The following is a 16875-nucleotide window of genomic DNA, read 5'->3' as shown; positions in this document are numbered from 1 at the left end:
TTTAGGGCATAGCCAATGGATTAAATACTCTATAGAATCTTTGACTGATGTAAATAAGCAACTAATTAATGACGGTTGGGCTAGTGCTGCACCAGCTCAACGATTTGTGATTGGCAAAAAACGGCACTTTGCAGTCGGTGATGAGGCAGGCCAATTTTGTTCTATTTATTACACCCTTAAAGCGCAAGTGCTGCTGAATATTCATCTTTTAGTCGTTGTGCAAGATGGGCTACCGTAGGCACATCTTGTATAAGTCCGACGCCATGACCGGCAGACCAGATGTCACGCCAGGCAATCATCTCCTCTTCGTTTTCGACAGTAACTGGCGGAATGACTGCGCCTTCTCGCCAGTCCAGACCAGCTTTTTCTAAACTCTCGCGCAAAAAACTAGCGCCGATTCCAGTTACTTTATTGGTGTAAATGACGTCGGTTGACTCGGCATCCAAAATCATTTGCTTAAACTTGGGATTGGCATTTGCCTCTTCCGTTGCAATGAATCGAGTACCCATATATGCAATGTCCGCACCAAGCACTTGAGCAGCGCGGATATGCCGACCGTGTCCCATAGCGCCACCAAGAACGATAGTGCCGTCGAATTCTGCTCGCAATTGCGTGACGAAAGTAAAAGGGTTGAGAATTCCAGCGTTACCGCCACCACCGGCACAAATGGGAATGATTCCATCAACGCCAGCTTCGACCGCTTTCATTGCGTGTTTCATATGAATGGCATCGTGGAATACAACGCCGCCATAGGAATGGACCGCTTCGATTACATCTGGACGATGACCTGCGGCTGTTATTACAAGAGGTACTTTATGGCGAATCACAATGTCCAAGTCTTCTTCCAAACGCTTATTTGATTTGTGAATCGGTAACATCACTCCAAATTTTGCAGCCTGAATATCGGCTAAAGCAGTTTGGATTTCAAAAAGCCAGTCATCAAGTTGACTTGAAGGGCGTGCATTGAGCGCTGGCAATGTGCCGATAATTCCTTGTTTGCATGTTTCAATCACAAGCCGAGTGCCGGACACTAAAAACATTGGTGCTGCAATTACTGGAAGTTGCAGTCCATCTTTAAGAATTTGTGGAATAGACATTGTGCATTGCTTTTGACAGCGAGAATTATTGACCAAAGCATTGTCAGATGAAAATTTTAATATTGCCTGTCAAACGGCGACATTCGTTGGTCATTGCGACTGACGGGGCACAATGCACAGTCGAATTCATATAGTCCTGCCAATGGTGTTTTTAATTACTCATTGATCATCAAATTGGCACTACATTTGTTTCTAATTTATAAATTTGAATGACTCCTGTGTAGAATCTCGACAGGCGGGTATGGGCAGAGACTGTGTAAAAACTCAAAATTAATTTACACTCGAAAAAATCGGCCTCTTAAAACACGCTCTATTCAATTTTTTCGACGCAGGGAATGATCTCCCTACCCATGATTTTTCAGAAAAAGTTGGAAATTTTTTGTTTTTACACAGTCTCGGCACAAAGCACTCAGTCATTTAATTTTTAATCGTTATTCAAATGCAGCAACAACGACTCCTTAATCAGCGTGTGATCGCCGGGGCTAAATCCTAGTAATTGGCGCTCAGGATACTGATAGTCAACGCCATTTTTAGCGACCTTATCTTTCAACCCTTCCTGATGTACTCGCGCAATGCGCGCTACTCTGCCATAAAATCCTACTGTTAATTGCTGTGCGTCCTGCCGCGTTTTTAAATGTTTGGTTGTGCGCAGTTTGTTAAACATGGCGGCTTTTTGGCGTTTGATCCTTCCTTGTTTTTCTCTCAGTTTTTTGCGCTGCTTGCGTGGTGTGTAGCTGATGCTGTCTGGCGTTTGTTGGTTGGTGATACGCTGAGCCTGGTTGCGGCGTAGGTCTTGGGCTATTTTAATCATGACCTGGCGGCGTTGGGCAGGATTCAGTTTGTGCAGTAAGGCACCTGCCCAGGTGGCGATGGTGCTGAGGTCGTCGCTCATGTTGGCGTTACCCATTCGGCCAGCAGTGAATCTCCCGCATATAGCGTCCAGAATGCGTCGTCAAATGCGGGCGTGGTTTGTGGTTCTGGTGGATGGGTGATTTGCAGCTTGCCGCCGTCCTGTTGTTTGACGATGGTGCGTTCGGTGAGGTTGAGCGCGATGGAAATATCGATCGTTTCATGGTTATTAAAATCCACCTCAAAACCAATCCCCTTTTTACGTAAATCAGGATTGGCGAGCAGTTCTATCTGATGCACGGTGATCCAGGCGAGTAGCGGCACCATGATGGCGTCTGGGTCACCGCTGAAGTCGGTGATGATGATGTTTAGCCGGTATTGATATTCAAACGAGAGCGAGCCGGTACCGCTGGCGACGGTGTGGCCCTGGTCGGCAAATATCAACAGTTTGTCGGGGTTTTGTTTTAGGTCGGGGATGGCATTGGTCAGATGCTGACGCAGGTTGGGTGGTTTGTACATGTTGATTACCTATTCGTTTCTTCTTGGCAGTCCACCATCATGTCTACCTGGGCGGCGCAGTCGGCCCATGCCGCTTCGGTGCGTTCTAGCAGAAGGTTGAGTGCGCCGTTAGTTGTTGGGTTGGCTGCTAGCAGGGTGCAGCGGTGGAGGTTGGGACAGTTCTGAATGATATTCACTTGCGCCGGTGGCGGCGGGGCGCTGGCGCAGCTGCACAATAGCAGCAGGCAAAGGAGTGTCAGCCCAGCTTTGAATGAGTGGATTGTCATGGTGCAGGTTCTCGATAAAGGTTTCACGTTCGGAGAGCGTGGCGCTGATGCGGTTGCGCTCGGTTTGTAGTTGGGCGAGCCGTTTTTTGTTGCTAACTTCGGCGGCCTGCAGTTGTTTGATCGTTTGATCACGCTCGGCCTTTTCGTTGGTGAGCGTGGTGTTTTTCTGCTTTTCTGCGATCAAACTGGTTCGCTGGAGGATTATTGTGGTGCCTAGTAGTACAACGACCAGCAAAGACAGCAGCACTTTCACTACTATTCCCATAGACCCACCCGCGTGCCATTGCCATCAATGGTGAGCACCTGCCGACGTGGCGTGACACCACTTGCTGCAATACCACAATGCGCCCATATCGCAGTGCTTGTTCGTTCATAAATCAGCTGATCAAACATTAAATCCGATTTGGCTAATTGCTGGCAGATAGCGAATGGCGTTCCAAAGTGCGGTACGGTGAAGTCACAGGCGAGACCCGTTAAGTGACTACTAGTTGCAGCACCTCCAACGGCCTTGTTGAGTGCCGGGCAGCGGTAGCCACTGGAAATAAAGATGGCGGCGTCGTTCAGCTCTGTTCTTACTTGTTCGATGAATTGCGCAAGTAAAAACAGGTTTTTAACTACGGCTGGGGGCGCTGTGTTGTCTATCTTGCGCGCTTGTGCGGTGGCACTGCGCGTGAATTCACTTAACATGAAGTGGCGGCTGAGTTGGGTCATGGGTCGCTCCGGGTGATGCTGGCCACGTTGCCACGCGCACGCCAAACTAAGAGGAATAAAGTCACGGCAATGCCTGCATTTCCAAACGATACGGCATGTGGGTGCAGCAAAATATCGATGGCATTGGTGCCGGTGAAGAGTATTAAACACCACGCGGCCAGTGATATCTTTAAACGGTAGTTACCCAAGCCACGGCGGTAAGAGAGTAACCGTGCGCAGGTGCCGATGTAACTGAGTAGGGTGATGAGCATTAATAGTTTAGTCACGTGGTTTTCCTTTCTCGAAACTACTTGGTAGTTGAATTTTTTTGATGAGATCCAGCAAATGGAAGGTGAGCGCAATGGCGGCCGCCGAGGCTAAAAACGCCGCCACACCGGATTCCCGAAGCGGCGTCTGCGCTACCACTTCGGGCGCGGCCAAATAGCCTGCCACCAGCGATATCAACATGTAGGCCAGACGTTTGAGTAGTGATAAGTTCTTACTACTGATCGCCACCAGGCTCGATCCGGCAAATGCACCGATTAAGGCGTTACCGTCAATGCCCGGAAAGAGTGTAGATAGTCCAATGCCTGCAGCGGTGGCGGCGATAATGAAACTGCTTGTGTGGGGTTCTGCCATAAATCCTCGCGGTGAATGTTGCTGTGTGTTGCTGATTTTTTTACTTCAATCCCAGAGTTGCACAACGTGGGAGGTCGGGGTCATGGCACTGGGTTCTGGAAGCGTGACTAACGTGCCATGCGGCAGAATCGCGCCGGGATCTGCAATGGTACGGTTTAGCTCGAGCGCGGCCTCAACAACACCATTAGTAGTGCCTAAGTGTCGCCAACACACTAAATCTAGCGTGTCGTATTGTTGGGTGCGTACCGTGATCGACATGGTTAAATCAATTCGACCGTCATGTGTGGCTGCTGCAGGATGTTGGCAATCGCCCAGTGCGCATTGCGGCGTTCCTGCTCTGGTGCTGTGTCCAGCCATTCCATCGCTTTTTTATCGGACATGGAGCTGGCGGTGCTGTCGTAATCACGGTACTTTTCCAGCAGGTCGGCTTTGGTGGTGCTGTACACGGCGCGACGGTAGTGCGCCAGGTATTGGCTTTCGCGGTTGATGGTGGGGGCAGGAACGCTGGCCAGATCAGACCAGCCGTTAATTCGTTGCCGGGCTTGCCATTCTGCTAGCGCCTGATTGACGGCCAACATCGCTGTTACGACTGCAGGTGTTAATCGGGCATCGGTGACGGTACCATCCAGCCGTGCCGCTTCGCGCAGATCCGATAAATGAATCGCCGGGAACCAGCCGTCGTTTTCAACGATCTGTTGATCGTCTGGCACCGAGTTGGTGGGCGGGGCAAAGGCAGAAAAACTCATACTATCCATTCGTTTAAAAACGGTGTAACCGGGAAGCTATAAACGGCGGTGGGCGGGCGTCAAAACGGGGATGATTCATTCCGATTTCAGCCCGCGCCGCCGTGCGCCAGGGGGTGCTCGTTTAGGTGGAGGCCGCTTTTTTTAAGCGCCGCTCCAGCCGTTCAATGTCTTTTTTTACACCCACACCTTCATATAAGGTGAGGGCGCGTTGCAGGTTGTCATACGCCGCTCTGGCTGCCGCCAGGTCGGTGCCGACTAAGTCGCTTTTTTCGTCTTCACCGATCACCGCTAGTTGTGCATAGGCCAGTGCCTTGTGCAACTTGGCGCGTGCCTGATCTGGTGTGTCGTGACCGTCGGTCAGTGCATTGACCTGACTTAAAATCTGTACCGCACGGAGTGGATCGTCGGCCAGCTTGCCATTCAGATACGCACCCGAAAACTCATCGAGCAGCATGGTGGCAATGTCGCGTTCGTATTGATCGGGCAAGGTCATTTTGTGCTGAACGGCGTAACCGGCAATCTGTATTGCTCGCTCAAAGTCGCCGGTGTCGATGCTCCACACCAGTATCGTAGTCAGCACATCATCCTGGCCACCTTTCCCCGCCGTCAGTACGCCATCGATCCACTCCTGGTAGTTGGGCAGCAAGGTAGCTTTTAATGTGATCTTGCTTTTGATGGATTGGATCTGTTTCAAGCGGCGACGGTCTTCGGCTAACTGGTACAGCATCAGCTCGTACTGGGAGCCTGTTGTGACGGTACCCGGTGCGCTGTTACCGGCAGCTTGCTGTGCTAACACGCGAGCCTGGTGGCGCATGGCGGGGGAAAGGGTGCGCATCATGTGATTACTCCTTGTCCTCTGGTGGTTCGGTTTTGGTGACCAGGGTGATGTTTTCAATCAAGGCACCTAAGCCAAAATCTTCGACGACATAGGCATCGTTGGACGATTCGTAGTTTTCGATCCGGTCACGTTTGGCTTCATCCACCACGCGGCGACGGCGTGCGCCTTCCTGGAAATAGATCGAGAGGTTGTCGTAACGCGTAATGAACAGCGCATTGCCAGGGAAATACGGCACCGTGACGGCAGGCAAACCACCAATTCGTTTTTGACTCATGACGATGTCAGCGGCCAAGGTTTCCGACGGCGCTTGGTTGACATTGACCATCGGGAAGTATTTGTCGGTGAGTAATTGACGTCCCATGATCACGACCAGGCCGGTATCGTCGCGGTACCACGGCTCTAACAAGTTCAAGGCATCAAACACAGCCGCGTCTAAATTTTCATAATCGCCACCGGCACCGATCGTCACTTTGCCGTCGGTGCTGCCACTACCCATGACGCGGGAGGGTGCTTGCTCACGGTAGTGTTGCAACCAACCTTTATTGACGTCTTGCAGTAGTGGGTTTTTAGTGATGTCGGTGTCGGGTGACACGCTGGCACCGTGGAAACCGACCACCATACGATCTAAACCCTGACGAATAAAAATCTGTCGGGCGACACGATCTTGGAAGTCGGGAAACTTGGCCCAGGCATCCAGTTTTGCGTAAGGGATGTGGGTGTCGAAGTTGGTTTTTTCGCAGCGATAGCGTTGGCTGTCCAAATCGGACGGGTCGCGGGTTTTACGGTCGCCCTTGTTGGTGTCGGTGCGGCTGGCAATCGGGCTGGAAATACCTAAGCCGAGTTTTTCACCTTCCTGCTCGGTCACGCCGATGATGTTGACTCTGGACAGGAAGGCGCTGCTTTCCTGAATCTTGTTTTCTAAGCGTTGTTGTACGCTCGGTACCACGCTAAACGTGTCGGTGGCGTTGCCTGTGTCGTTGAGCGATGCCAGTTGCGCGGTATAGGCGTTAAAGGCAAGTCGGGTTGGTTTTTTCATGAATCAATTCCTGGTTGAATGATTGGTAGGCGCAATAAGGTTATGCGGTAGGTGGCTCAACAATCGGTCAGGATTGTGCCGGGGCCACCGATAGCGGGTGGGCGCTGATCGGGGTTGCTGTCTTGGGTATCCATCAGCTGCTTGAATGCAGTGAAGTTGTTGTGCAGATCAGTGATGGTTTTTTCCAGCGTGGCGATCTGGGTTAGCTGGCTGGCGTAGCTGTCCAGTTCCGTGACGACATGTTGGGCGACGGTTTCAATCGCGGTACTGAGTTCGGCAAAACGGGCATCTTGCGCGGCGTCACTGGTGGTGATTTTTTTGAACAGGTTTTTAAGCGTGGTGGTCAGCTTGCCGGTATCCGGATCAGTTGGTTTGTCGTCGAATTCAACGGTGATTTCCACGGCTTCCGTATAGAAGTTGTCGGGATTTTGTTTGCGTGCGGCAAACGGGCTGTTCTCTCCCTGTTGTGCGGAGAAAGTCAGTATGTCGGTACCCAAACTGGCCGGACTATCGGTAATGCCCAGGCCGACCAGGTACGGCAAACCGGTATCGGAAAACTTCGGATTAATTTCTAAACTGGTGTAAATTTTTTGGCGCGCTTTGCTCATCGCGATCAAATCAGGCGTGGGAGAGATTTGCGCAAACAGGGCCAACTTCTTGCCGGTGTCTGTCTCGACTTCATCGGCTTTCACTGCGACGACATCACCATAGGCTTTAAAAATACTATCCGCTGTCATGCCGCGAATATGTTCCATCCAGATGCGTGCGCCATAGGTCTTGGGATTGAAACTCTGGGCTAGTTGGGTAATGGTGGCGCGGTCAATGACCCGCCCGTCAGTGGTCGCGCCTTCGGTGGCGACGCGGAAGAATTTGGAAGTCGGCATGGTCTGTGGATGCTGGAGTGTGATTGAAGGCTCCATAGTCAAGGTTGTGCGCTGTCTATTCAATTGGCAGAGGGTTAGTAAAGGCCTTACTGACTTCCCCGCTTCCCCGTTACGCACGCGCAAGCCCTACGCTGGCGGCATGTCTGAAACACCAACCGAATTACCTCCCGTTTCTGAACCGAATCTGGCACCAGAAACTGATCCGCGCCGCCTTGCTAAACAGTTGTATTGGCAAGGCTGGCGCGTCACGTCTATTGCCAACTACCTGAAGCTCAAGCGCACCACCGTCCATAGCTGGAAAGAACGTGACGAATGGGATAAAGCCTCACCGCTGGAAAAAATTGAGTCCTCGCTAGAAGCGCGCATGGTGCAACTAATCGTCAAAGAGGCGAAGACCGGCGGCGACTTCAAGGAAATTGATTTATTGGGACGCCAGGTAGAGCGGCTGGCTAGGGTACGGCGTTATGAAGCACCGGGCGGTAATGAGGTCGATTTAAATCCGAAACTGGCCAACCGCAATGCCGGAGAAAAGAAGAAGCCGACCCGTAATGATTTCAGTGATGAGCAGCGAGACCAGCTGCTTGAGGCGTTTCAGGATTCGCTATTTGACTATCAGAAAGTCTGGTTCCGTAACGGCCATCAGCGTACCCGGGCAATTCTAAAGTCGCGCCAAATTGGTGCTACCTGGTATTTTGCGCGGGAAGCCTTGGCCGATGCGATGAAGACCGGACGTAATCAGATTTTTTTATCCGCGTCGAAAGCGCAGGCGCACGTTTTCAAACAATACATTATCCAATTCGCCCAGGAGTCGGCAGGCATCACGTTGACTGGCGATCCGATTGTGTTGCCGAACGGCGCGCACTTGTATTTTCTGGGCACAAATGCGCGCACGGCACAGGGCTATCACGGCAATTTCTATTTTGATGAATTTTTCTGGACGCATAACTTCCAAGAGCTGAATAAAGTTGCCTCTGGCATGGCAATACATAAACAGTGGCGCAAAACTTACTTTTCAACTCCATCGTCTATCACACACCAAGCCTATCCGTTTTGGACCGGTGACGCCTTCAATAAACGTCGTGCAAAAAATGACCGGATCGATATCGATGTCAGTCATCGGCGTTTGTCGTCGGGCTTTGTTGGTGAGGACAAAATTTGGCGGCAGATTGTGACGATTCTGGATGCCGAAGCCGGTGGTTGCGATCTGTTCAATATCGATGAACTGCGCGACTTTGAATACAGCCCGGATCAGTTCGACAACCTGCTGATGTGTAATTTTATCGATGACACGCAGTCGGTCTTTCCACTGACGGCGCTGCAGCGCTGCATGATCGATTCGTGGGTCAGTTGGGATGATTACAAACCGTTTTCACCGCGTCCCTTTGGGCATCGGCCGGTGTGGATTGGGTATGACCCCTCATTGACGGGCGATAGTGCGGGCTGTGTGGTGATGGCTCCGCCGCTAGTCGAGGGTGGCAAGTTTCGGATTCTGGAGCGATTCCAGTGGCGTGGAATTGATTTTGAAGCGCAAGCCAAAGCGATTAAGGAAATGACCGAGCGCTATAACGTGACCTATATCGGCATCGATACCACCGGCATGGGCATCGGGGTATTTCCGCTTGTTAAGCAGTTCTTTCCGCTGGTGACGTCTATTAATTATTCGCCGGAAGTTAAAACGCGCATGGTGCTGAAGGCACAGAACATCATTAGTAAGGCCCGGCTGGAATTTGATGCCGGTTGGACGGACATTGCCCAATCCTTTATGACGATACGCAAAACGCTCACCACCAGCGGACGGCAAGTGACCTACGACGCGGGGCGCACCGATGAAACCGGTCATGCCGATTTAGCCTGGGCATGTATGCATGCACTCGACAACGAGCCGTTTGAAGGAACGAATGGCAACCATCAATCCATTATTGAGATTTATTCATGAGCGAATCTATTCCACCGGATACCGTACCGGCAACGACCAACAATACCCGCATGGAGGCGTTCACGTTTGGTGACCCGACGCCGGTGCTGGAACACAGCGAAATGCTGGACAGTTTTGAATGCTGGCTCAATGGCCGTTGGTATGAACCGCCGATCAGTTTCCCCGGCCTGGCTAAGTCGTTGAATGCCAGCGTGCATCACAGCAGTGCGATTTACTTCAAGACCAATATTCTGACCTCGACTTTCGTGCCGAATAAGTTTCTGACGCGCGATGCGTTTAAACGTTTTGCGCTCGACTTTTTGATCTTTGGTAATGCTTACCTGGAGAAGCGCACCAGCCGCTCTGGTTTACTGCTTAGTCTGGCACCGGCACTGGCCAAGTTTGTGCGACGAGGTAAGGAGTTGAATAGCTATTACTTTGTGACCGGCTGGCAGCAGGAGCATGAATTTGCAGCGGGGAGCATTTTTCATTTGATTGATCCTGACATTAACCAGGAGGTGTACGGCGTGCCGCAATACCTAAGCGCGTTGCAGTCGGCCTGGCTCAATGAAGCGGCCACGTTATTCCGGCGCAAGTATTACAAGAACGGTTCGCACGCTGGTTTTATCTTTTATATGACCGATGCTGCGCAAAATCAAACCGACGTCGATAGCTTGCGCAAGGCGATGCGTGAAAGCAAAGGCCCCGGCAATTTCCGCAACCTATTTATGTATGCGCCGAATGGGAAGAAAGACGGGATTCAGATTTTGCCGGTGTCGGACGTCGCCGCCAAGGATGAGTTCTTCAACATCAAAGGCGTGACCCGCGACGACGTGTTGGCCGCGCATCGGGTACCACCGCAACTGCTTGGCATCATGCCGAACAACACCGGCGGCTTTGGTGCGGTGGAACCGGCCGCTCGCGTGTTTGCCAGAAATGAACTGGTACCACTGCAGGCGCAATTCCGGGCTCTCAATGACTGGCTGGGTCAAGACGTGATCCAGTTCACTGACTACGAATTATCTACAATGCCTACAGGAGTTACATCATGAGCGATATCGCTGACCGTTCTGACAAAATTATTCATGCTGAAATTGCGGCAGGATTGGCGCGGGTGCATGCTGCGCCCGTGCTGGCGTTTACTGGGTGTTGTCGGTATTGTGAGGAAGCAGTTGCAGAACCATCCCGGTTTTGTAATGTGGAGTGCCGGGATGATTTTGAGCGGGAGATGGTGGGGTTGCGGCGGGCGGGGAATTGCCGGTTTTAAAGTCACGGCGTGAAGAAATGTGTGGAAATTGCACGCGCTAGAATTTTCAATTGACTGCTGTAGACAGTTAGCTGCCGGATCGATGGAAGGGCGACCGCTCGCAGTGTGCCCTCTGCTGCCGTTCGAGGTTTCACATTGCAGTCAGTCAAACACAACATTTTTTAATTTAAAGACCATCGTCGCGAGTTGAAAACCAAGTTCGATAATTCAGCCTAGCGTGTCCCACATCGAGGTGCGTTGGATAAAAAAGGTCAGCACCACCGTCATATGGGGCATAGGCCGTTCCAAGTTTGGTGTTTGCAAACATAACTGGGCCAGTCAAATCGTCAGCACTAGCCAGAATCAAATCGTTGAATTTATCTTTGTGCCATATGACGGGTGCTGAAAAAAATTGCAATTCATCATCGTCACACTCATAAGTCATTGCATGTATCGGCAGAATTGCACTCAGCGGAATATTTCGTTCGTCTTGCCAAAGTTTCTCCGGACCGAAACGACCAAGGAACAAAATACAATCACTGCCTTCTCCAAGTAAGTCGCAGGCAACTGTATTGTGGCGTCGAAGAATTTCCAGTCGTTCAGACTCCAATTCAGCATAACGTTTTGATTCCGGGAGACTATGAACACGTAACCAACGATCTGCATAAGCATCTCGACATAAAAATCCCGCCGGTGCTGCATTTGGAAAGCTCTTACTCCATTCGGCGGAGGCCTCTGTGTGTTTCATTCAGTAGTCACTTCCATTTTTGCGGAAATTAATATTTGTCTATGTGGCAAAGACGGGTGAGGCATATGGTGGCAACGTGCCGTGTCCCGTCGCTCATTTTTTCTCGCCGATATTTTTATAATAGTCAGCTTTTGCCTTGTTTATTCTAAGTGACAGATCCGTCGCAATCCCATTTCGAAATTCCAGAGGCGAACCAGAATTTATAGGGACGAAACTGATACTTGAACCAAAAACTCCGTCGACCAATAAATCAAGGGTAATTTTTGGCGGCCGGGAAAAACTTCTATCAAATAAATTCTCAATATCGCTCAATAAAATTTCTTGCTCATCTTTCCGTCTTTTAACGAGCAGCTTGTCCCCATCATCGTAAACCTCATCGGCCAAGCTCCATGTGAACTTCCTAAATGACCAAATAATCAATATTAATATCAACGATAAGGCGAATGGAATAATTGGAGATCCACCGTTTCGAAACACGTCAATCGACGTTGCAACGATTATTAAAACCAGCAAAGCAAGTGGCACGAAAACAAACGCCTTTGTCGTGCCAGTCACATCATCAGAAGATATTTTTACCATTTATCGAATATTTATTAAATAAGCCTAAATTTTGCTTCGGTCTACAATGTCGGCTTGGTGCCGAGACTGTGTAAAAACAAAAAATTTCCAACTTTTTCTGAAAAATCATGGGTAGGGAGATCATTCCCTGCGTCGAAAAAATTGAATAGAGCGTGTTTTAAGAGGCCGATTTTTTCGGGTGTAAATTAATTTTGTGTTTTTACACAGTCTCTGCCGACTGTGATCAGATCCAGACATCCAGTCAACGGCCGCTTTTTTTATAAGCGGACATAAAATTAGATTTTGTTGAGTTTCCCGTTTGCCCAAACATAACTGTCAATCCTCAATTTGTTGTTAGTGTTAATTTCTGTGCTGTGCAATCGAATGGTCACGCGCTCGTTTAAGTTTTCAACACCATCCAGTTCCATGCACTTGCCGAACGATGGAGAGAATATAGATTTACGATCCTGCGATATGGTCACCAACAAGTACTCGTTATGGCAATTTAAACCTGGGAGGACTTTTTCGACGATGATATTTTCCACCTTCTCATTCTTGGATGGCGTGACTCTATAAAGCGATACAGCTAAGGCATCGACTGTAGTAATCGACTTATCGTCTAGGCCAATCGAATACGAGCCCGATTTATTAGGAAGTTCAACTGCAGATATCTTTCCGTACCGCGAAACTATTTCTTCAGCAATCGCAACGTCCGAAAGGACATATGCAATGAACATTGCAGAGACAAAAGTAAGAACGCGCAAATGCATTAAAAGCTCCAAAATTTAACTACTTTGTCAGGGTTACACAAAATTAGATTGTTTGATCAACGACTGCAAAGTGCCGCGAAGGGCCAGTCACCCGAAAACACGAACGACCCCTTACCCCACATTGCTGACAAATTGCTAGATCTCGATACATTCACTAGAGAAGACGCTATGTCTAGTAAATTAGTATTTAGTTGCTAGTGTAGCACTCATATTAATTCATCTGAGAATTATTGATTGAATACAACCGACGTCGATTCAAAGGCGCGGCGCGCAGTCATCCCCCCGCCACGCCTGCGCGCTAAATTGGTCGTTTTCGACTCAAATTTTCAAAACTGACGCACTCTAGCGACTCATGGCGGCATCTAGTGGGAAGCCTGCGCATGCCCATAAAGCACTTAAAAAACGGCTCTATTTCGCTTAAATGCAAAGACGCAAAATGACGCACCTAAACCGGTCAACAGGATTGATCCACGCAATCTCTAATATAGTCAGGTTGCCTACATATTTTCCGCAATTTTCTCTGCAATAAATTTAAGTTGCTAATTGATATGTCGATATATTTGAAAAATATCGACAAATAAAATTATTAGATCAATAATCTGGCTATATATTTTTTGAATGAATTCTTATGGCATACGATAAAGACCAACCGTATAACGATCTCCCGTTAGTACCACCTACTTACGAGCTTGAAACAAAAGCAGTATTAAAAAAAGCAATCTCCGCGACGGCCGCACTGGCAGAGCTGCGTGGTATCGGGAATCAAATTCCGAATCAATCAATGTTAATACGCGCTTTTGTTTTACAAGAGGCACGCTTATCAAGCGAAATTGAAAATGTCGTTACGACTAATGATGAGTTATATAAAGCGTTTGCTGAGGTGGAAGGTAAATTTGACTCCGCTACTAAAGAGGTATTGCGTTACGAGAACGCTCTTTGGCATGGCTATCAAGGAATGAAGGATCGCCCGTTGTTAACTACTAATCTATTTATAGAGTTAGTGGGAATTATTAATCAATTGGACGGCTTAGGTATTCGTACTGGAGGTGGCACAAAACTAGCTAATCCTACGACGCGCGAGACTATTTATACTCCACCGGAAGGGGAGAAGGTAATTCGTGACAAGCTGGCAAATTTAGAGGATTTTATCCACTCGCCAGACGATTTGGATCCATTAGTTCGAATGGCGATTATGCATTATCAATTTGAGGCGATTCATCCATTTTCTGATGGGAATGGTCGAACTGGCCGTATTATTAATATCTTGTATTTGGTAATGAAGGGAATGATTGATATTCCCGTTTTGTATTTATCTCGATACATTATTGAGCATAAAGCTGCTTATTATCAAGGTTTGAGAGATGTTACTGAGAAGGGGGCTTGGGAATCATGGATTTTGTATATGCTCGATGCAGTAGAGCAAACGGCGCGTGCTACAAGTAAGAAAATACTGGATATTCGTGCTTTACTTCAAGAGTATGTTACGGTTGTGCAGGAAAAGTTGCCTAAAATTTATACTAAGGATTTAGTTGAAGTGTTGTTTAGTCAACCTTATTGCCGGATCCGTTTCCTGGAGCAGGCTAATATCGCAAAACGTCAAGCCGCATCAACTTATTTGCAGCAATTAGAAGGTATTGGTTTGTTGCGTTCAGTCAAAGTTGGGCGAGAAGTTTACTATGTAAATGACCGCTTGTATTCAATACTGACACAATGATATGTCGATGAAATTTACATTTTTCGACGTATTCGTTACATATGTCGATGCTGAGGACATATGCCTTTAATGTGTCGTCAAAAATGATTTCTATCGACGTATATAACGAATATGTCACTTTGATCGACATATTCTGGTCACATTATTTAATATACCTAGTTAATCACTAATAGTCAGAAGCATAGTATTGGGATTAGAAAATGAGTGGCGAAGTTTTTTGGATGGGGGTTGATCCACCAGCCGCACATCGATATACGTGTCCATACAAAATAAAGTTCTTTCCTATCGTAAGCCTAATTCCAATTTTTGCGTATTTTTTTGATAGCCCAAAGAAAGGCGCATATCATTGATAAGCAACTAAGAATTCGCAGTATTTCAGGCATCCAAAGTGGAATACCTGTTGTTAGAGGAATTGTTGTTGTGAGAGTTAAATAAATAAAAAATGGAGTTTTCATGATAATAAATATATCACCAATAGATAATATTATTTTGGAACGTAAATTGTAAATAACATTTTTTTCGTAAAAATAACGAGCTATTTTTTTAAACACTAAGTGCCTCGTCAATCGCTGTAAGGCAAGCTTTAAGGTATACGAGTTTCTTGCGTTCTAGTTTGCCCTCATCCTCAGTTATGCCGCTCTTTAGCTTCGATATCTCAGCCATGACAAGGGGGTACGCTGACGATGAAGGTAGATCAAGCAAACAAATGACCATGCTGCGCTCACCGCTAATATGCACGTCATCACGGACGATCTCTTCAACTTGCCGTCTGAGCGCTATTGATGCGTCTTTGCCGCAATAGCGCTCAGTTATCTCCAACACTCGGTAAAGTTTGCGGATTTCGCTAGATTCGTCGGACAGGCGTACACCTTCTTCAGATTCAGTCTCTATGTCGTGTGTTTCGATCTTTTCCATTTTCACTTCCAGGTTGGGCTTCTTTACATTCTAAAGCCTTACATCAAGTTATACAATGAAATTTTCATCCAAAAATAAACATAAGCAATTGATTTTATTGGCTTTTTTAATTAAATTCAATTAATTTTTTGGAGGGGATTCAATTAAATCAAAACGTTACGGCTGTCCATTTAGTTGAATTTTGTATATGGCCTAAATAAGCTATTTTTGTCCAACTAATGCAAAAAGGTAAAAATAGTTCGGTAGTTTCAACCAGATAAAGGGGGGGAGAAAGAACTTTATTAATCAGGAAAGAGCTTTATTCAGTGCTGACAATACGGTAAATTAATTAGCTCAAATATTTGTTCGATATATCAACAGCCCGCAAATTCACATATCGCTTAAGCATTTTCAAATCGCGATGTCCCGATATCAACGACACTTCCATGATCGATAGGCCGCGTTCAAACAACCGGCTGACCCCTTCGTGGCGCAGATCGTGAAACCGTAAATCGTCAATACCTAACGCATTGCAAGCTCTGGGGAACAGGCTTGAAACAGTTCCTTCAGCGATTGGGAAAATTCTCTCTTCCTTGTCCTTTTTAGGCTGCCGCACCAAAATATCGTAAGCAGTTCCCAAGAGTGGCACTTCCTGATGATTACCCTCTTTTTCAGTAGGGTGCTTACGATTACGGATGGTGATGGTTTTGTGATCGTGGTTAATATCCTGCCAGCGTAAATTAACAATTTCACCGGCGCGCATCGCTGTTTCGATGGCAAAGTGAATTAAATCGCCCATCGGTACGCGTTGTCGGGTCTTGATGGCGAAGTGTAAGCAAATATCTTCGATTTCTCCATTGGTAGGCCTTCGGTCACGTTCCCGGCTTTTGGATGTTAGCCCCAGATAACGCAAACTGGCGCGAGCAGTTACGGTCACTGACATATCCACCGGCATGCGCCACAGCTCTTTGGCGGTTTTTAATACGCCGCTCAAATAAGCCAGGTCAACCGCAATCGTGACGCCGGAAACGGTTTTAGCGCGTTGTTGTATGTGCTTGATAAGAAGATCATCTGTCAATTCTGAGACAGTCAGCGCGCCATGCGTTATTTTCCATTTTCGTAACGAATCCGCTTTTGTCCGACCAATTTTTTTAATACTGCCAATTTCCTCGATATACTTGTCAATCAATGCCCTAACGGTAACTAATGCCAAACTACGGACATCTTTATATTGCATTGAATCAATTTGCTGCTCTATCTCACGCGCCCAAGTTTGCGCTAGACTTTTTGTACGGAATGATTTGCTGATAGACTTATGCCCTTTTCGACGAATGTCTACAACCCACGCGCCATTTTTTTGCCGTATTGATGCCATATTTAGTCCTAAAAATCCGTAATTAATCCGTAATTGAGCATTAAGACAGCATAGTTTTGATAAAGTTTAAATAAGATTTGAGTTGGTAAAA

At 47.8% G+C, this 16875-nt stretch carries 21 protein-coding genes; 4 read left to right on the top strand and 17 right to left on the bottom strand.

All coding sequences use genetic code 11. The annotated features are described in order from the left end of the window. Window positions 1-176 precede the first annotated feature (176 nt). The 12 genes from S2091_RS22290 to S2091_RS22235 all read right to left on the bottom strand — a co-directional run bounded on the left by S2091_RS22290 (window position 177) and on the right by S2091_RS22235 (window position 7564). Window positions 177-1097, bottom strand: a complete 921-nt coding sequence (locus S2091_RS22290) for an NAD(P)H-dependent flavin oxidoreductase (protein WP_105534182.1) — start codon at window positions 1095-1097, stop codon at window positions 177-179. Window positions 1098-1521: 424 nt separating this feature from the next. Continuing rightward, on the bottom strand, window positions 1522-1989 hold the full coding sequence (locus S2091_RS22285; protein ID WP_105534181.1) for a phage virion morphogenesis protein: 468 nt from the start codon (window positions 1987-1989) through the stop codon (window positions 1522-1524). Then, window positions 1986-2465, bottom strand: a complete 480-nt coding sequence (locus S2091_RS22280) for a phage tail protein (protein ID WP_105534180.1) — start codon at window positions 2463-2465, stop codon at window positions 1986-1988. Before S2091_RS22280 ends, S2091_RS22285 begins: the two co-directional genes overlap by 4 nt. Window positions 2466-2470: 5 nt before the next feature. Further along, on the bottom strand, window positions 2471-2731 hold the full coding sequence (gene lysC, locus S2091_RS24570; protein ID WP_105534179.1) for an Rz1-like lysis system protein LysC: 261 nt from the start codon (window positions 2729-2731) through the stop codon (window positions 2471-2473). A 255-nt stretch (window positions 2732-2986) separates the two neighbouring features. Further along, complete coding sequence (locus tag S2091_RS22270; RefSeq protein ID WP_105534178.1) at window positions 2987-3442, bottom strand: D-Ala-D-Ala carboxypeptidase family metallohydrolase; 456 nt, start codon at window positions 3440-3442, stop codon at window positions 2987-2989. Beyond that, on the bottom strand, window positions 3439-3708 hold the full coding sequence (locus S2091_RS22265; protein WP_105534177.1) for a phage holin family protein: 270 nt from the start codon (window positions 3706-3708) through the stop codon (window positions 3439-3441). Before S2091_RS22265 ends, S2091_RS22270 begins: the two co-directional genes overlap by 4 nt. Beyond that, window positions 3701-4060 carry a putative holin gene (locus tag S2091_RS22260; RefSeq protein ID WP_105534176.1) on the bottom strand — a complete coding sequence of 120 codons (360 nt, stop codon included), beginning with the start codon at window positions 4058-4060 and terminating at the stop codon, window positions 3701-3703. The genes S2091_RS22265 and S2091_RS22260 overlap by 8 nt, the downstream gene beginning before the upstream one ends. 45 nt (window positions 4061-4105) lie before the next feature. Further along, the gene (locus S2091_RS22255) at window positions 4106-4318 is read right to left on the bottom strand and encodes a tail protein X (RefSeq protein WP_105534175.1); all 213 of its coding nucleotides are present in this window, start codon (window positions 4316-4318) and stop codon (window positions 4106-4108) included. Between the two features lie 2 nt (window positions 4319-4320). Then, a complete protein-coding gene (locus S2091_RS22250) occupies window positions 4321-4806 on the bottom strand; it encodes a head completion/stabilization protein (protein WP_105534174.1) in 486 nt (161 codons plus the stop codon). Window positions 4807-4927: 121 nt separating this feature from the next. Continuing rightward, window positions 4928-5644 carry a phage terminase small subunit gene (gpM, locus tag S2091_RS22245; RefSeq protein WP_243405528.1) on the bottom strand — a complete coding sequence of 239 codons (717 nt, stop codon included), beginning with the start codon at window positions 5642-5644 and terminating at the stop codon, window positions 4928-4930. A gap of 4 nt (window positions 5645-5648) precedes the next feature. Further along, the gene (locus S2091_RS22240) at window positions 5649-6680 is read right to left on the bottom strand and encodes a phage major capsid protein, P2 family (protein WP_105534173.1); all 1032 of its coding nucleotides are present in this window, start codon (window positions 6678-6680) and stop codon (window positions 5649-5651) included. Between the two features lie 56 nt (window positions 6681-6736). Next, window positions 6737-7564 (bottom strand): GPO family capsid scaffolding protein, encoded by an 828-nt coding sequence (locus S2091_RS22235; RefSeq protein ID WP_105534172.1) that lies wholly within the window; start codon window positions 7562-7564, stop codon window positions 6737-6739. 139 nt (window positions 7565-7703) lie between these two features. On the opposite strand from S2091_RS22235, the gene S2091_RS22230 reads away from it, so the two are divergent. The 3 genes from S2091_RS22230 to S2091_RS22220 are packed head-to-tail and all read left to right on the top strand — an operon-like array spanning window position 7704 to window position 10746. Then, a complete protein-coding gene (locus S2091_RS22230; RefSeq protein WP_105534184.1) occupies window positions 7704-9500 on the top strand; it encodes a terminase ATPase subunit family protein in 1797 nt (598 codons plus the stop codon). Continuing rightward, complete coding sequence (locus S2091_RS22225; protein ID WP_105534171.1) at window positions 9497-10531, top strand: phage portal protein; 1035 nt, start codon at window positions 9497-9499, stop codon at window positions 10529-10531. The genes S2091_RS22230 and S2091_RS22225 overlap by 4 nt, the downstream gene beginning before the upstream one ends. Next, on the top strand, window positions 10528-10746 hold the full coding sequence (locus S2091_RS22220; RefSeq protein ID WP_105534170.1) for a hypothetical protein: 219 nt from the start codon (window positions 10528-10530) through the stop codon (window positions 10744-10746). Before S2091_RS22225 ends, S2091_RS22220 begins: the two co-directional genes overlap by 4 nt. A gap of 166 nt (window positions 10747-10912) precedes the next feature. Here S2091_RS22220 and S2091_RS22215 read toward each other — a convergent pair whose 3' ends face one another. From S2091_RS22215 to S2091_RS22205, 3 genes are all read right to left on the bottom strand, one after another. After that, window positions 10913-11473 (bottom strand): DUF3885 domain-containing protein, encoded by a 561-nt coding sequence (locus S2091_RS22215; protein ID WP_105534169.1) that lies wholly within the window; start codon window positions 11471-11473, stop codon window positions 10913-10915. Window positions 11474-11566: 93 nt separating this feature from the next. Then, a complete protein-coding gene (locus tag S2091_RS22210; RefSeq protein ID WP_105534168.1) occupies window positions 11567-12052 on the bottom strand; it encodes a hypothetical protein in 486 nt (161 codons plus the stop codon). Between the two features lie 275 nt (window positions 12053-12327). Further along, a complete protein-coding gene (locus S2091_RS22205; RefSeq protein ID WP_105534167.1) occupies window positions 12328-12801 on the bottom strand; it encodes a hypothetical protein in 474 nt (157 codons plus the stop codon). 628 nt (window positions 12802-13429) lie between these two features. Between S2091_RS22205 and S2091_RS22200 the strand changes: the two genes are divergently transcribed. Further along, window positions 13430-14515, top strand: a complete 1086-nt coding sequence (locus S2091_RS22200) for a Fic family protein (RefSeq protein ID WP_105534166.1) — start codon at window positions 13430-13432, stop codon at window positions 14513-14515. Between the two features lie 543 nt (window positions 14516-15058). Here S2091_RS22200 and S2091_RS22195 read toward each other — a convergent pair. Together S2091_RS22195 and S2091_RS22190 are read right to left on the bottom strand one after the other, a co-directional pair. Beyond that, window positions 15059-15430: a hypothetical protein gene (locus S2091_RS22195; protein ID WP_105534165.1), complete on the bottom strand. Its 372-nt coding sequence runs from the start codon at window positions 15428-15430 to the stop codon at window positions 15059-15061. Window positions 15431-15758: 328 nt separating this feature from the next. Next, complete coding sequence (locus tag S2091_RS22190) at window positions 15759-16784, bottom strand: site-specific integrase (protein ID WP_105534164.1); 1026 nt, start codon at window positions 16782-16784, stop codon at window positions 15759-15761. Window positions 16785-16875: the final 91 nt, after the last annotated feature.

The sequence above is a fragment of the Solimicrobium silvestre genome, from assembly GCF_002976435.1.
GTDB lineage: Bacteria > Pseudomonadota > Gammaproteobacteria > Burkholderiales > Burkholderiaceae_D > Solimicrobium > Solimicrobium silvestre.
This window is presented reverse-complemented; position numbering and strand designations above follow the sequence as displayed.

What these genes read in the sequence shown, in the direction of transcription:
- S2091_RS22290 (WP_105534182.1), bottom strand. Translation starts at nt 1,097, where the DNA reads ATGTCTATTCCACAAATTCTTAAAGATGGACTGCAACTTCCAGTAATT.
- S2091_RS22285 (WP_105534181.1), bottom strand. Translation starts at nt 1,989, where the DNA reads ATGAGCGACGACCTCAGCACCATCGCCACCTGGGCAGGTGCCTTACTG.
- S2091_RS22280 (WP_105534180.1), bottom strand. Translation starts at nt 2,465, where the DNA reads ATGTACAAACCACCCAACCTGCGTCAGCATCTGACCAATGCCATCCCC.
- lysC (WP_105534179.1), bottom strand. Translation starts at nt 2,731, where the DNA reads ATGACAATCCACTCATTCAAAGCTGGGCTGACACTCCTTTGCCTGCTG.
- S2091_RS22270 (WP_105534178.1), bottom strand. Translation starts at nt 3,442, where the DNA reads ATGACCCAACTCAGCCGCCACTTCATGTTAAGTGAATTCACGCGCAGT.
- S2091_RS22260 (WP_105534176.1), bottom strand. Translation starts at nt 4,060, where the DNA reads ATGGCAGAACCCCACACAAGCAGTTTCATTATCGCCGCCACCGCTGCA.
- S2091_RS22255 (WP_105534175.1), bottom strand. Translation starts at nt 4,318, where the DNA reads ATGTCGATCACGGTACGCACCCAACAATACGACACGCTAGATTTAGTG.
- S2091_RS22250 (WP_105534174.1), bottom strand. Translation starts at nt 4,806, where the DNA reads ATGAGTTTTTCTGCCTTTGCCCCGCCCACCAACTCGGTGCCAGACGAT.
- gpM (WP_243405528.1), bottom strand. Translation starts at nt 5,644, where the DNA reads ATGATGCGCACCCTTTCCCCCGCCATGCGCCACCAGGCTCGCGTGTTA.
- S2091_RS22240 (WP_105534173.1), bottom strand. Translation starts at nt 6,680, where the DNA reads ATGAAAAAACCAACCCGACTTGCCTTTAACGCCTATACCGCGCAACTG.
- S2091_RS22235 (WP_105534172.1), bottom strand. Translation starts at nt 7,564, where the DNA reads ATGCCGACTTCCAAATTCTTCCGCGTCGCCACCGAAGGCGCGACCACT.
- S2091_RS22230 (WP_105534184.1), top strand. Translation starts at nt 7,704, where the DNA reads ATGTCTGAAACACCAACCGAATTACCTCCCGTTTCTGAACCGAATCTG.
- S2091_RS22225 (WP_105534171.1), top strand. Translation starts at nt 9,497, where the DNA reads ATGAGCGAATCTATTCCACCGGATACCGTACCGGCAACGACCAACAAT.
- S2091_RS22220 (WP_105534170.1), top strand. Translation starts at nt 10,528, where the DNA reads ATGAGCGATATCGCTGACCGTTCTGACAAAATTATTCATGCTGAAATT.
- S2091_RS22215 (WP_105534169.1), bottom strand. Translation starts at nt 11,473, where the DNA reads ATGAAACACACAGAGGCCTCCGCCGAATGGAGTAAGAGCTTTCCAAAT.
- S2091_RS22210 (WP_105534168.1), bottom strand. Translation starts at nt 12,052, where the DNA reads ATGGTAAAAATATCTTCTGATGATGTGACTGGCACGACAAAGGCGTTT.
- S2091_RS22205 (WP_105534167.1), bottom strand. Translation starts at nt 12,801, where the DNA reads ATGCATTTGCGCGTTCTTACTTTTGTCTCTGCAATGTTCATTGCATAT.
- S2091_RS22200 (WP_105534166.1), top strand. Translation starts at nt 13,430, where the DNA reads ATGGCATACGATAAAGACCAACCGTATAACGATCTCCCGTTAGTACCA.
- S2091_RS22195 (WP_105534165.1), bottom strand. Translation starts at nt 15,430, where the DNA reads ATGGAAAAGATCGAAACACACGACATAGAGACTGAATCTGAAGAAGGT.
- S2091_RS22190 (WP_105534164.1), bottom strand. Translation starts at nt 16,784, where the DNA reads ATGGCATCAATACGGCAAAAAAATGGCGCGTGGGTTGTAGACATTCGT.